At 34.1% G+C, this 15,045-nt stretch carries 12 protein-coding genes and 3 pseudogenes; 5 read left to right on the top strand and 10 right to left on the bottom strand.

Annotation, left to right across the window (positions count from 1 at the left end):
- Positions 1–46 precede the first annotated feature (46 nt).
- Together J2T59_RS08950 and J2T59_RS08955 are read right to left on the bottom strand one after the other, a co-directional pair.
- A pseudogene (locus J2T59_RS08950) lies at positions 47–1,423 on the bottom strand (monomethylamine:corrinoid methyltransferase).
- A gap of 35 nt (positions 1,424–1,458) precedes the next feature.
- Positions 1,459–2,112, bottom strand: a complete 654-nt coding sequence (locus J2T59_RS08955) for a methyltransferase cognate corrinoid protein (RefSeq protein WP_259135596.1) — start codon at positions 2,110–2,112, stop codon at positions 1,459–1,461.
- 159 nt (positions 2,113–2,271) lie between these two features.
- Here J2T59_RS08955 and J2T59_RS08960 point away from each other — a divergent pair, with 159 nt between their 5' ends.
- Positions 2,272–2,697: a helix-turn-helix domain-containing protein gene (locus tag J2T59_RS08960; RefSeq protein WP_259135597.1), complete on the top strand. Its 426-nt coding sequence runs from the start codon at positions 2,272–2,274 to the stop codon at positions 2,695–2,697.
- Between the two features lie 55 nt (positions 2,698–2,752).
- Here the strand turns inward: J2T59_RS08960 and ccsA are convergent, their stop codons facing one another.
- Positions 2,753–3,829 (bottom strand): cytochrome c biogenesis protein CcsA, encoded by a 1,077-nt coding sequence (ccsA, locus tag J2T59_RS08965; RefSeq protein ID WP_259135598.1) that lies wholly within the window; start codon positions 3,827–3,829, stop codon positions 2,753–2,755.
- A gap of 36 nt (positions 3,830–3,865) precedes the next feature.
- Complete coding sequence (locus J2T59_RS08970; protein WP_259135599.1) at positions 3,866–4,843, bottom strand: cytochrome c-type biogenesis CcmF C-terminal domain-containing protein; 978 nt, start codon at positions 4,841–4,843, stop codon at positions 3,866–3,868.
- Between the two features lie 226 nt (positions 4,844–5,069).
- On the opposite strand from J2T59_RS08970, the gene J2T59_RS08975 reads away from it, so the two are divergent.
- The 4 genes from J2T59_RS08975 (at position 5,070) to argF (ending at position 8,608) form a co-directional block, all read left to right on the top strand.
- A complete protein-coding gene (locus J2T59_RS08975) occupies positions 5,070–5,648 on the top strand; it encodes a CDP-2,3-bis-(O-geranylgeranyl)-sn-glycerol synthase (protein ID WP_259135600.1) in 579 nt (192 codons plus the stop codon).
- A 4-nt stretch (positions 5,649–5,652) separates the two neighbouring features.
- The gene (gene pyrE / locus J2T59_RS08980; RefSeq protein ID WP_259135601.1) at positions 5,653–6,195 is read left to right on the top strand and encodes an orotate phosphoribosyltransferase; all 543 of its coding nucleotides are present in this window, start codon (positions 5,653–5,655) and stop codon (positions 6,193–6,195) included.
- Positions 6,196–6,358: 163 nt separating this feature from the next.
- Complete coding sequence (purD, locus tag J2T59_RS08985) at positions 6,359–7,663, top strand: phosphoribosylamine--glycine ligase (protein WP_259135602.1); 1,305 nt, start codon at positions 6,359–6,361, stop codon at positions 7,661–7,663.
- A 39-nt stretch (positions 7,664–7,702) separates the two neighbouring features.
- Positions 7,703–8,608 (top strand): ornithine carbamoyltransferase, encoded by a 906-nt coding sequence (gene argF / locus J2T59_RS08990; RefSeq protein WP_259135603.1) that lies wholly within the window; start codon positions 7,703–7,705, stop codon positions 8,606–8,608.
- Between the two features lie 97 nt (positions 8,609–8,705).
- Here the strand turns inward: argF and J2T59_RS08995 are convergent, their stop codons facing one another.
- The 6 genes and pseudogenes from J2T59_RS08995 to J2T59_RS09020 form a co-directional block, all read right to left on the bottom strand.
- On the bottom strand, positions 8,706–10,013 hold the full coding sequence (locus J2T59_RS08995; RefSeq protein WP_259135604.1) for a DUF2238 domain-containing protein: 1,308 nt from the start codon (positions 10,011–10,013) through the stop codon (positions 8,706–8,708).
- A gap of 591 nt (positions 10,014–10,604) precedes the next feature.
- Positions 10,605–12,005 (bottom strand): annotated as a pseudogene (mtbB, locus tag J2T59_RS09000) ([dimethylamine--corrinoid protein] Co-methyltransferase).
- A 14-nt stretch (positions 12,006–12,019) separates the two neighbouring features.
- Entirely contained in the window at positions 12,020–12,667 is a 648-nt protein-coding gene (gene mtbC, locus J2T59_RS09005) for a dimethylamine corrinoid protein MtbC (RefSeq protein ID WP_259135605.1), read from the bottom strand.
- A gap of 339 nt (positions 12,668–13,006) precedes the next feature.
- Positions 13,007–13,621 (bottom strand): DUF447 domain-containing protein, encoded by a 615-nt coding sequence (locus J2T59_RS09010; RefSeq protein WP_259135606.1) that lies wholly within the window; start codon positions 13,619–13,621, stop codon positions 13,007–13,009.
- On the bottom strand, positions 13,618–14,616 hold the full coding sequence (locus tag J2T59_RS09015) for a triphosphoribosyl-dephospho-CoA synthase (protein ID WP_259135607.1): 999 nt from the start codon (positions 14,614–14,616) through the stop codon (positions 13,618–13,620). The genes J2T59_RS09010 and J2T59_RS09015 overlap by 4 nt, the downstream gene beginning before the upstream one ends.
- 120 nt (positions 14,617–14,736) lie before the next feature.
- Positions 14,737–15,045 (bottom strand): annotated as a pseudogene (locus J2T59_RS09020) (ISNCY-like element ISMbu2 family transposase); the annotation flags it as partial.

The following is a 15,045-nucleotide window of genomic DNA, read 5'->3' on the forward strand; positions in this document are numbered from 1 at the left end:
AAAAAAAACAGCAGTGTATAAAAATAACACTGCATGTTAAACTCAATCAATATACTAATCCAAGTTCTTCTAGTTTCTTCTTTGCACCGTCGTATACTTTCACGTATTCGTCGGTTGGTGTGACTGTCTTTGTGTCGTAGCATTCCTGGAACGTCTTACCAGCAGGAGCCTTATCGTAATTCTTCTCATACATTCCGACAAGCTGGTCAAGTATCTTATTGACCTCAGAGATCTCCATACCTGCAGCAGCGCGAGCAGTTTCTCCCATCATTCTTGCTTCCATACCAGTGGTCTTGTTCTCAGCAACACCCTTTGCAGCAGCTACACCTGAGAGAATCTCTCGACCAGATGCAGTATCTGTGATAGATTGTGCAGCAGTTTCAAGCAGACACATTTCAGTCGCAGGACCGGCACATGGATAGTACTGGTTACCTTTGATCATGTCAGTGTTCTGGCTAGTAGCCGCTGCTGTCCATCCAGCGATTGCAAGTGTTTCCCTTGTGTTAGTGGACCCCCACCTAATGTGGACAGGACCGTCAAGGTGCCAGCTTGCATTGCTCATAACAAATGCGTTAATGTGAGTTGCGACGTCAACGATTGCAGTTTCTTCAATACCACCAGCATATCCACCAAAGATTGGCATCTGTTCATCCATGATAATATCGCTGTTTGCATTATAGTGTGCAATTACTGCAATGGCGTCAAGGTCGATCTTAAGTTCGTTCAATTGTGATACTTCGTGACTGTCGCTTGTTTTCATGCCCCCAATTGTATCTGCACTGATGTTACCTTGTGCAGTCAATGAGGTCTCAGGTCCCTATATACCCATGCAAGGTCTACCAGCAAGCGCACATGCTTGTTTGATAAGTCTTGTTTCTGTCTTTGCAGCAAGGATCTCATATGGACTGCCAGGTACTGCAGATTTACCCATAATGGACTTGAGTACACCGTTAACTATAGTGTCACATTCCTTTTCCATAGCATAGCTCATGTGGATTGGAATGAACATATCTTCAGAGACTGGAGCACCTGTTGGTCCACCTTGAACGTGTGGTTTCCTTTTATCTCCAATCTTTCTCTTTCTGACATATGTCCTGTCACGTGCATCACCAAGTGAGAATTCTTTCTGGACATTATTGATAGCGTCCCATATCTCGTCTTCAGTGTATTTGACGACACGATGTGTATCAGTACAGTATATTCCACACTCTAACAACATCTCGAAACCAGCTTTGAACAGGTTGTCCACCATGTCCATATCAGTTGGTACGATCTCATTACCAAAATCGAGTTTGTATTTCTGCTTGAGTTCAGCACTCTTCATTGGTATTGTCATGAGGTCCCAGTCATCCTGGGATATTTTCTCACCTTTCTTTGCACGGTCATAGAAGTCGTAACATGTGAACGATTTAGTGAATGTCATCTTTGATCTGCCTCCTTTACTTTTCCTTTGTATATTTATTTCATTAGCTCAGTTGCTGTTCGTGCAGCTTCAGCTGCATTCTCTGCAGTTGCATCAGCACCGATCTCTTCGATCCAGTCCTGTGATACTGGTGCACCACCAAACATCACTTTAACCTTATCTCTGAGTCCTTCTTCCTGGAGCATCTCGATAGTGTCTTTCTGGCTGAGCATTGATGTTGTCATGAGTGCAGATCCTACAAGAATGACCTTCTTTCCTTTATGTTTAGCAACCTCTTCAATGAGGTCTTCATTTGGTACGTCCACACCAAGGTCAAGTATCTCGAAACCGTTAGCACCTAGCATAGTTGAGACTAACCTGTGTCCAATATCATGTATATCTCCTTCCTGGACATACGTTATTGCCAACCCTACACCTTCTTCGCCTTCCATCTCTTCTTCAAGCTTTGGTGTCAATATTTCCATTGCAGCATCCATTGCCTTTGAAGACATCATGATTTGAGGTAAATAGACCTCTGCTGCCTCGAACTTATCTCCAATAATTTTCATTCCGACAGCTAGTCCAGAATCAATTGCTTCTACAGGTGATACACCTGCATCCAATGCTTCTTGTGCACCTTGCTTTGCACCTTCAATATCCTGGTTTACAATTGCTTCTTTTAGCTTATCTAGAATTTCTTGATTTGCCATTTTGTCACCTTTCTATTTTGTTTTTTATTATTATAGTTCTAAAAATGTAGCTTTTAACATCTACTACAAAATTTAATGAGAAAGTATGATATATAAATATTATGACTTAACTTTGTTTTCGAACTAAACTTTTTATACTTTAACTTTGTCAGAATAATTATGCCAAAAAGCGAGATTTACAATGTTAAGCATAAAATGAGTCTTAATGATTTAGACAAGAGAATAAAGTATCTAGAAAGAATGGTTAAAGTGCTTAACAGATTAAAATTCATAAGGTATCGATATAAGGGGCTTTCTGTAGAGAAAGCTGCAGCAAAAGTCCAAGTAACAAAGTCTGTTGGATACATTTGGCAAAAAAGGTGGAATCGAGATGGATATGTTGGATTAGTGCCTAAGTATAAGGGAGGAAGAGCTCCTAAATTAACAATTGATCAAAAAAGAGAAATACAGGAAATTATACAGAAAAATGAGCATTTTAGCACCCGTACAATTAAAACTATAATTGAAAACAAGTTCGGAATAACTTATTCATTAAAGCAGGTTAGGTTGATTATAAAAGAATTAAAAAATGGGCATATAATCTGACCTAGTTATTAGCAGTATATTTAATATCCTTAAATAATCCTATAAGTATAATTTATTATGTTCTTTTTTTATCTATGACGTATTTGTATAACATACCCAAAATACTTGCAATTATAAGACCAAATATAAATAAACCCATAATTGCACCATCAAAACTGAAATCTTGCCAAGCATGCACGGATGCCCAAAGACCACTACGTGTTACAAATGTTGCAAAAACAACAAATACAAAAGAAAAAATCGCTAGTATTGGGACCAATGTTTGGAATTCTTCATGTTTTAATCGATACTGTGCATGCAAATAAGCAGTTGCAGTAAGCCAAGGAATCAGGGAAGCAGTCTCAACTGGATCCCATGTCCAATACCATGCACCCCAGCCAAGTACTTCATACGCCCAGAATCCACCGAGTGCAATTCCAATTGTCAAAAAAATCCATGCTATACGCATCCAAAAATTACCAATATCAACCCATTTATCATCATTTATAAATAAAGCAGAAAGTCCTAAAACAAATGGGAAAGTAAAGGCAGCATAACCTACAAACAAAAGTGGTGGATGTGCTGCCATCCATGGATTTCTTAGTAAGGGGTTCATACCTTGACCATAAGGTACATCAAAAGAGTAAACAAAAGGATTCCAAGTAGTTAGCTCTACAATCCCACCTGGCAATAAATGATACATAGAAAATGGATTTTTTATAACTAAAAACAGTAAAAATACAGTTCCAATCAAAAGTAAAATCGTTCTTGACAAATAAATTAGTTTTTTGTTTTCAAAAGTATTTACATTTGGAGATATTCTAAAAATAATACACATTACAAATATTAACCAAACCCATAAGAGTAAAGAACCTTCTTGACCAGCCCAAAGAGCAGAAATACGGTAGTACCATTCAAGGTTCATACTAGAATGATGGAACACATAACTATAACTTGCATTTACTACAAATAAATAGTATGTTAAAAGTATAACACAAAAAGTCAAAATGATAGTACATAGAGTTTCCATTAAATAGGAACGTTTTTTCACGCTTAGGTCTGGATTCAAGTAAAAAGAAGTCGAATAGAGAAATGCACCAAATCCTGCAATAAATGCTAGCCATATTGCAATCATACCAAAGTTAACATCCATAGTAAACTGAACCTCGCCTATCAATTATTTATTAATCTAGTTACTACTCTCTTCTTCATCGTCGATTCTGCCCTTAATATTACCCTTAAAGCCTTTTTTAGACTCAATTAACAATACTACAGAGCTACCAAGTACAAGTAAAAAAGTTCCTATCCAAACTAGTGAAATATAAGGAACTGTACGAACATATAAGCTTATTTCCTCTTTTGTTAAGTCAATTGCCCTAGGAGCAATAAATATTTCATTTCTAAAGCCACGGTTGATATATGTTGTTGTATAAGATTGTTCCCATTTGAAATCAGTTATATACTTCATTTCACCTGTATCAATATATCGATCTCCTGAATACAAATCAAACTGAATATCCGTTATATAAGATGAACCTGGATATCCCTCGTAAGGCATCCCTTCATAATAAGAGTTCATTTGTGTGACTTTTATTGTATAATCTTGGCTATCAAGATATTTTTCAATGTTTAAACTGAATTCAGCTGAGTCTTCAACCTTTGCTGTTGAGCTTATCACAACTCCGATAAGAATTAAAATTATTCCCAAGTGAACTATGTGAGCTCCAATTTTTCTTAAATTCAGTTGACTACCACTAGATGTAGATGGTAGCCTATTGACCATTAAATAGCCCAATAGAGCAATAACTGAAACTAGAGAAATTAATAAAAATGGAATGGAAACATCAAGTATAAAACTATTGAATGGAGAAACAAAAAATGAGATAACTGAAATAAAAATGCCTACCAAAGGAACCAAGCTAGCTTTTCTTGCATCTGTCAGATACAATAATGCACAGATATTAAGCACAAAAACCAAAAAAAGCATTGGAATTGCAGTCCTTTCATTAAAATAGGAAGCTTCCAAAATCATTTCTATACCAGTAATCATCTTAAAAAAAAGAGGAGTTAGCATACCCACAACTAGTAATAGAGATAATAAAGTTAAAGTGAAAACTGTTGCTAGCATAACATTTTTTCTATTGACTATATCATCAACTTTTTTCATATTAGCGTTACCTCAGAATTCATCTTACTGTTTCATTTTATCCCCTACGCAGCTGCATTATTTATAGCTATTTGAGATAAAGAAATTCTCCATTTTCTACATTTATTTAAAGGTATCAAGAAATATCTAGTTCAACACAATAACCAAATAAAAGTCTTGTTCATTCGGCAAATCTTTTCAATTTATTCAGAGAACTTAAATATTAATAAGCTGCATTTTATGCAAAATGGATCAGATACTTTCCCTTGTTCAAATAGCAGTATTAGCAGTATGGTTAATGCTTCCAGCTTATTTTCCAAATCCAATAGCTGCTGTTTTTGGAGGTGGGAAGCCTATAGATAATGGTAAGCTTTTTTTCGATGGGCGAAGAATTTTAGGAGATGGAAAGAGTTATAGAGGTTTGTTGGCTGGTATAACAAGTGGTCTTTTAGTTGGCCTTATACAAATATCACTAGCTAGTAGGGAAATAACTATATTAAACATAGATCTGCCTTCATTTGGACCGGATACAGTTTCAGCTATTTTAGTTATTTTTTGTTTATCTGCTGGATCTTTATTAGGAGATATGGTAATGAGCTTTTTTAAGCGCAGAATGAACCTGAAAAGAGGAGCTCCCTTACCATTAATTGATCAATTAGATTTTGTCTTTGGTGCATGGATATTAACATATTTAGTATTTCCTCAATGGTTTATTGCAACATTCTCATTTAATATCATAATTGCAATTTTAATAATAAGTCCTATTTTACATGTTACAATCAATATAATAGGTTACATAATAGGTGTTAAAAAAGAACCTTGGTGATATAATGTTACAAGAAACAGATAAATCGAATCTTATAGAGGCCCTTAAAGATTGTGGGGCTGTTCAGTATGGAGATTTTACATTATCTTCAGGTAAAAAAAGTAGTTATTACATAAATATTAAAAAAGCTATCACAAAACCGAATATATTAGATTTCATAGCTGAAAAAATGGTCGATTTTATTGAAACAAAAGATGTAACCGCAGTTGGAGGTGTTGAACTTGGAGGTGTTCCTCTTGCAACTGCAGTTTCATTAAAATCTGGGCTGCCTTTATTGATAGTTCGAAAATCCTCTAAAGAATATGGTGTCAAAGAGAAATTTATTGGAAATATCAATGATGAACAAAGTATTTTCCTTATCGAAGACGTGACAACAAGTGGTAAATCTGTAATTGATGCAATTACTTCAATTAAAGAAACAGGTTCACTTGTCAAAGGTGTTATTACTGTGGTGGATAGAAATGAAAGTGCTTTTGAGAACCTAAACAATATTGGTATTAATCTCTATAGTTTAATCAACGTTAATGATCTGGTCAATAAACAATAAATGTAGTTGAGAAAATTGTATATAGTTGAAATAACGTCAAATTAAATTAAATTTAACCACATATCGTTTGTTAATTTCAAGTTATTTTATATTCCATATTTATAGGATTAAATAGATTAGCGTCATGAATATATGTTATTTAATTTTTAAATGAGGTATTTAGATGAATGTTTTAATTGTTGGTAGCGGTGGTAGAGAGCATGTTATCGCAGAAACAGTTGCCAAAAGTAAAAAAGAACCAATTATATTTGCGGTAATGTCTAAGAAAAATCCAGGTATAGCCAAGCTCTGTAAAGATTATCTTCTATCCAATGAAGTTGATACTCAAAAAATTGTCAACTACGCTTTGATAAACAAAATAGACATAGCATTTATAGGGCCTGAAGCGCCTTTAGCTGCAGGAATTGTTGATGAACTTGAGGATAAAGGAATTAAGTCAATAGGTCCAAAAAAAGAAGTTGCACGAATCGAGTTTGACAAAGCATGGACAAGAAAATTCATGCAAAAGTACAACATTGAAGGTTGTCCAAAATTTGGCGTATTCAATAATGAAACAGAAGCAATTAGTTTCATAGACACTCTTGAAAGTGTTGCTATTAAACCAGCTGGTTTAACTGGCGGAAAGGGAGTTAAGGTTACTGGTGACCAACTACAAACATTGGATGATACCAAAGCTTATGTTAGACACGTTTTAGAGAAAGACACTGTGGTGATTGAGGAAAAACTTATAGGTGAAGAATTTACACTTCAAGCATTTTCGGATGGCCATACACTTGCTTTTGCACCAACTGTCCAGGATCATAAAAGAGCGTTTGAAGGAGATAAGGGTCCAAATACAGGTGGGATGGGATCATACAATAGCTCATCCATATTACTTCCATTTTTAACAGATGATGACCTGTATAAAGCAAAAAATATAATGCTGGATACTATCAAATATCTTAAGGAAGAAACATCTGAATTATATAAAGGCGTTATCTATGGCCAGTTCATCTTAACAAAATATGGACCAAAAGTGATAGAGTTTAATGCACGGTTTGGAGATCCTGAAGCTATGAATATTTTACCACTGCTCAAAACAGATTTCCTGGATGTTGCAACTGCCATTCACAATGAGTCATTAAAAGACCTTATTGTTGAATTTGATAAAAAAGCAACAGTGTGTAAATATGCTGTTCCAGAAGGTTATCCTGATAATCCTGTTAAAGACGCAAAAATCAAAATAGAGGATACAGGTGATGCTTTACTTTTTTATTCCAGTGTATATGAGCATGAAGGTATAATTTATACAACCGGGTCGAGATCTATTGCAGTTGTAGGAATTTCAGATGAAATTGAAATGGCTGAACAGATAGCTCAGAATGCTTTAGATAACATCGATGGTCGAGTTTTTTCACGAAGAGATATTGGTACGAGCAAACTAATTGAGCAAAAAATGCATAATATGAAAAAAATAATCAATGACTAATTTCTTTAAAGACATATTTTATTCCGTTGAGATGATAGCATGAAACATTTAATATCCATGGCAGATTTATCGCCTGAAAATTTAATTGATATCTTAGATATTGCAGAAACTCAAAAGCAAATGAGATTGAGAGGGAAAAATAATGATAGCCTCAAAAACAAGAGTTTAGCAATGATTTTTGAGAAATCTTCTACGAGAACCCGTGTGTCTTTTGAAGTTGCAATGAGTGATTTGGGTGGACATTCACTTTATCTAAACTATAATGATATACAAATAGGTCGTGGAGAAACTATTGAAGATACATCAAAAGTTCTTTCTAGATATGTACATGGAATATGTGCAAGAGTAAATAATCACAATACGGTTTTAGAACTAGCCAGAAATTCTAACATACCAGTAATAAATGCATTATCAGATATAGAGCATCCATGTCAAACTCTAGCTGACATGCTAACAATTAAGGAGTATAAGAAAAAATTCTGTGGTCTGAAGTTAGCATGGATTGGAGATGGTAACAATGTTTGTAATTCTACGATTATTGGATGTGCATTATTAGGAATAGATATACATGTAGCTTGTCCAAAGGGATATGAGCCCCGTAAACAAATTGTTGATAAAGCACGTTCTATTGGGGGAGTTGTTGAGATAACTAATGATGCTTATGAAGCTGCTTTAAATGCAGATATTCTATATACTGATGTGTGGGTATCAATGGGAGAAGAGGAAGAAAAACTTAATCGATTGAATGCTTTCTCTAGCTATCAAATCAATTCTGACATCGTTAATAAAGCAAATAATGATGTTATAGTTATGCATTGTTTACCGGCGCATAGAGGTGAAGAGATTACTGCAGAAGTAATTGATGGTCCTCATTCTGTAGTATTTGATCAGGCAGAGAATAGATTACATGCCCAAAAAGCACTTCTGATTAAACTAATGTGTTGAAATTATTATTCTGAGATATTAGCTTGATTCTCTTTAAATCAAATTCAAATTACAAGGAAAATCAAGCCTGTTCTCATTTATTTATTTATTTATTTATTTATTTATCTAGTTTCCGTTGTTGAAGAGCCTCTACTATTTTAAAAGAAATTTTATTTAAATACAATGTGCCCCATGTAGCAACTACGAATGCTCCAACTAAATTGAAAAACATGTCTCCCATTGTATCATGTATCCCATACTGAACCAAAAATACATCTATTCCTACCCAAATAGCAAACACATCTGTCACGTATTCTAATATTTCCCAAATAACACCAACAGCTAAAATAAATAGGAAAATAAATATGAACATCAGTCTTGGTGGTAGATGGACTTCATTATCATAAATATCAATCACTCTTACAATAACATATCCTGCTGCAGCCACAACACTTCCAGATACTGCATGAGTTAAGTTGTCCCACCTGTCAATTGTTTCATAGAATCCAAATGTAGTCCCAATTGCATCAAGGAATACTGCAAGGGTTATCCAAAGTACTAAAGATGGCATCAGATTTAGATCAAATCTTTTTTTCATGAGTGCTGGGATGAAAGTTATAAATAAAGCAAGAATTGCGTTTAAAATCACATGTAAATCGCGAGAAAAAACTCCAATGATCAATAAGCCAACTAAACATATTTGCATAAAATGTGTTAGAGCTGCTTGTTTAGATGGAGAAACTCCAAATAGTTTTAACATGAAATTAGGTGGCTTGGAAAATGACTTTTCTGAATAAGTGGTTGGTATTTTTTCTGGGAAAATGATATTGTTTGTTTTTTCCAGTCTTTCTTTTTTAAAGTACCAGGCAAAGATGAGTCCTGAAATTAAGCCAGCAATAGTCGAATAAATAAATTCATGCATTACTTCTGCATTAAGTATATCTTCGCCCCGTCCATCCAAAATAAAAGATGTACCCAGAGATATGTCAAGCAACCATCTCATTAAATGCCAAAGGCCAGTTACAGCTAAAGTTGTAATTAAAACAAGTAGAATAGCAAACTTTGGATTCATCTTTACAGATGTAAACCAATTGATTTCTGCAACCAATAAGAGTGAAATTGTTGCTATTGATATATAAACAGGTATACGTACCAAAAAAAGGTAACTTGCTGTAGTACTAGCAATAAGTGGAAGTATTACTAAAAATAGAAGATACCATGTAGGCATGACTTTTGGGTTTCTAAAATGTAGAGCTGGTAATATTATTACAATAATTGTAAAGATAGTTAAAACTGTCCACGTATACCTTCCTTCAGAAAAATTTATTATAGCTACAATTATCAAAACTATAACAATAGCCCAAGAAAGAAAGCTGTTTATTTTATTATCTTGGAGTAAATGAGTGAAATGCTGCGTTTTATCCATAATAAATACCAAGTCAACATTTTTTTACAACTTTCATGAAAGATATGAAACTTTGAGCTATTCAACAGTCCAATAGTGTTAGAATACTTAAAATAGCAAACTAATGGCCTTTTTATGTATTTAATTACTTGGTAAAACTTGCTATAAATATATAAATTTGTTGTTAATTGTTTTTTAGTTATAGCTATAAGGTATCCATTATCGAAATTGTGAATTCAAGAATGTTAGATATCAAACTATTTAAGGAAACTATACCAACAAAATAATCTAATTATCATAAAATTTAGAATTAGCTTAGATTGTATTGACATGCTAAATAAATAAAAAATAATAGAACATACTACTTACTTATATAACATATCATTCTGATAGAACCATTTTTCAGAAATTAAAAAAGCAGATTTATATGGTTATTTATTGAAAAGAATTACACTATTTGAGATGTAAAAGCACTATCTAATTTGCACTAGATAGATACAATTTCTATTTATTCGAAAATGATTGCTTTATCTTAAATATATATGCTAAAAAAAAAGGTAAAATAGTTAATATTAGCTTCATATTAACTATATCGACCTTTATTCATTCGATTTAGATTTGGTTTCTAAACCTTTCACATGAATTGATTTCAATATCAAGAAGTTTCTCAATATTCATTTTAGCTGCAATTCCTTTTGGTGCTTCTGCAACAGATGTAATTACACCTATTCCTAGATCTTCTCGAATTTCCCTCATAGCAAATTCATCGCTTAGATCTATTGGAGCAACATTTAGTTTATCTGCAACAAACTTCTTAGCTTCATCAATTCGCATATTTTTAGCGAACTGCATCCTGGCAACTAAGTCCCCTGCAGCTCTAATTCCACTCATACCGGAGGTCATTATATGTGATATCGGCATACCCATCGGGTCGCCGACCCCTATCTATATACCGTCAACGCCAGCAACTTCAACCATAGCTTTACTAGCGCGGGAAACAGCGTCTATTGGAGGGGTTTCAAACATAGGAATTCCACCTACACCCATTCCCATATCTACATGACATGGTATATCAGAGGCTTCTACTGCAGCTTTAATGAACGTTACTGCACGGCCAAGGTTCCATGAAAAGCTTTTACTTGTATTTGTGTTTACAACTGGTCCAAATAGATTTGCGCCTGCTTTTGAGACTAATGGCGCTTGCTGGTGTGGCCAAAGGCCTGCAAGTGTGGTTCCATCATACTCAAGTCCGCCATGCATGCCTAATACACATTCACCTGCCATACCTACTTCAATATACATGTTCGGAAACTCTTTTCTTAGAGCTTCAACTGCATGTAGTGTTGAATACATGTCACCATCTCCAGCTGCACCTGTAGTGTCAAAGTTTACACCGTCTGATGCGGAGCGCATAAGGTGTTGCATGATCCATATCATGTCACGTGTTAAATGGTCTGCAGATTTCTCAATTGATTCCTGTGCTTCAGCAATCTTAAATGCCTTCATGAGATCCCCAGGGTTCTCAAATGGACCATCTGGCGTATAATATAGACCCATGTTTGGCATTGCACCATACAACAAAGGAATAATCATATTTTGTTGGCAAACTTCCATTGCTTGACACTCTTGTGCAATTACAGGTTTTACGGGCTTGTAACTGTAATCGATATGGCCAAGTTCCATAGTGTCTGCACCAAATGCACGCTCGTGCATCATACATCCAATCATGCGGCTTGAAGGGATACCTACTCCACTATTTCCTTGATCACCATCTATACGAAGTGTACTGATATCATGTGTTACAGGGACTTCCTTACCTTCTTCAACACCTACCATTCGTCCCTCTAGCATAATGATTTCTGCAATTCTTTCTGTCTCATCGCTGCTAAGACCTGATATTTCACCAAGGTCTGCAGCATCAGCAATACCTGCTTCTAAATCATCCATAATTTGTTTTTTGTCATGATAAACGCGTTTACCATCACCCATTCTTATTGAATATTCTGTTGCCATAGTATACACCCACTTTATACATTAAGTATTTCTTTTACACCGCGTACAGCTTCGGTTGCATTTTCAGCATATAAGTCTGCTCCGATTTTGTCTGCCCACGCTTGTGTAACTGGAGCTCCGCCTAGCATTACTTTAATTTCATCCCTGAGTCCTTCTTCCTTGAGGGCTTCAATTACTTCCTTTTGTCCTTGCATAGTGGTTGTCATTAGTGCGGAAAGTCCTACAACGTTTGCATTGACCTCTTTGATTTTATCAATAAATGCTTTTGTTGGCATGTCACGACCAATATCATGTACTTCAAATCCAGCTGATTGGAGCATTGTTGATACAATAGATTTTCCTATGTCGTGTACATCTCCTTCAACGGTTCCATTAACTATGACTGCAGGCTTCTTTGCTGATTCTCCTGGTTCCATATCTTTTTCAAGTAAGGCTACTCCTTGTGTCATGGCATCTGCTGCCATCATTACATGTGGAAGGAATAGTTTTCCTCTTTCGAACAGAACGCCAACCTCATTCATTCCAGCTGCCAACCCTTTCTCAATAATTTCAGTTGGTTCCATTCCTGCATCTCTTGCTTTCTCCACTGCTGCGATAACATTATCTTTCTTACATGAGATAATGGCATCTGAAAGTTCTTTAGCTAATTCTTCCTTGCTCATTTTCCTACCTACTATGTTTTTGTTAGTAATAGCTAAAAGTATCATTTAGATAGTGATACTTTCATTAGTTCAAATGCAATTCAAAGCTATATATAAATTATGGTTTTGGTTCATAAAACAAAAAGGTAGTGTCGGGTTTTCATTTAAAAATATGTTCAATTGGATATTAACATTAAGTTATTGTTAATACATTGACTAAAATAAATCATTATCTAGACACTATATTTCCAATTTAAATTAAATCTAGATAAGAATTCAAAACAAGTTATTTAATAAATATAGGCCCTTATTTATATAAATTTTCGAATAATTTAGGCTAAAGTATATATATGTCTTAAATTAAAAAGTTCGTTCAAGGTACTTATAGATTAGCTCAAACGACTCCTTTTCTCTTGTACCACCACATTTGTTCACAATATTCTCATGTTTCTTTATTAGTGCCAAAAATTTATCAGAACCCGTTAGTTGGTATCTTGTGCCATGTATGCAAGATTCAATTACTGAAAAAAAACCTCTATTAGGTGCCTTAATCATATTACTGTTAATTTCATAGTGTAAAGGAATTAAATCTGCTGTCAACAAACTGATTTTTTCTTGTATGTTGCGACATTCAAAAAGTACGAAACTTACAGAAGATACAAGAGGATAATATGCAATATTATTATAATCTTTTTTTCTAAACTCAGATGGATTCAAGTTCGAAAATGTGGAAACTACATATAAAAGGGGATCATAAATTATATTTGCAGTTAAAAAAGGATTTACTAAAATATTGTTATATGTATCAGAACCTTTAAAAATACGAATTTTTATGTTTTTATCTGCCCTTATTATTCCCATTGGAGCAGCATTAGCTATATTAGATGAAAAAGTTGTTACAATAGTCTCAGAAATGCCATCTCTTATTCCTACTTTATCAATCTCCTTGAGGATCATATCTTTAATTTGTGTCAAAACCTGAGTCCTCCAAATAATGAGATAAAAAGGCCTGCAACTATAATATCTGCAGTTGAACCAGGGTTTATTCTTTGTTCAAGAAGCTCTTGATCAAATTTATTAAGCTCCGGGATAATTGAGCTTATGGATTGCTTTTTATCATCAATTTTTTGAACCAAATATCTAGCCTTTATACTTACATTTTCTGAAACTTTAGAGTTATGTTTTATTGTTATGAATGTATCATTGTATTCGGATAATAGTTTTAAAAATGTGTAAATTATAGAATAATTTATGTTCTTTTCTTTCTCTTTTAATATATTCATTGGATGAATAAAAGATTCACAAATTAAATTTGAAGCATATCCACATCTTTTAAACCCATTTACCCATTCATTGGCTAAAAGATCTCTGTTTTTAGACATTTGCATTAAATCAAATAGTGTTAGTTTGGAATTTTTAATTTGATCTATTGATTCGCTATTTTTCAAGTCGAACTCATTGACAGATTTAACGCGAACATTCCCGTAATTAAATGCATTATAAAAATTGATGGAATCAACAATGTCAGTATTTTCCACAGTATGTGAAGCGCATGATAGAAGCTGTTGGAGTGTAAATTCTTTTTCTTTATCCACCATTTTAATTATCGCAGCAGCTAGTGGTACAAGTAATACATACGCACCAAAATGTGTGTTCCCACCTCTTTGCCATTTTAAGCTTTCCAAAACTCCTGAATAAATTGACTCTCCCAAGCCCTTGTTATATGTGCATAAATTAAAAATCGTTGGGAAAACTGAAATTGATGATGCCAGAAAATGTTCATATTTAGTATCATCAAAATCATGATCTCTATCAATATTTCCTGGTTTAGGAGTAGCTGAAACTTCGAGGCTCATAGCAAGCTGTGCACACTGTGCAATGTATATACATATACCATTGTGTTCCAAATTACTTGGATGATATAAAATTTTTTCAACGTTATGAGTGGTCATTCTTAGCAACTTTTGCATGATCTAATATATATTCACTTAGTTCTTTTGAGGCTGTCAAAAACTTTGGTGTTAAACTTTATTGGATATGTTCCCTTCCCAATATCCTCTTTTAACACTTAAATAATTCAATATCCCACTCGGTGTTTTAAATATCCTTTTCAACGAATCAGGTAAAGTTTGTCGATAATAATTCTCAATAGGGTTTGTTGTTCTTGAAATCATTTCATCCACCATAAATAGAGTCAACCTTTCGAAGTCTTTTATAATCTTATCTATTGATTTGTGAAGTAAATGTGGAATTTCTTCCATATTACTGATTATCTCTTGAAGTCTATTGATTGCGATATTTAGATCATATGTTCTAAATACTTCTTTGATCTTTGTAAATGCTAAACACAACCTGATCTTTTCCCTAGGGCTAATAAATTTTGATTTTAGTTTTTTGTA

It is taken from the genome of Methanosalsum natronophilum (assembly GCF_024808815.1).
GTDB lineage: Archaea > Halobacteriota > Methanosarcinia > Methanosarcinales > Methanosarcinaceae > Methanosalsum > Methanosalsum natronophilum.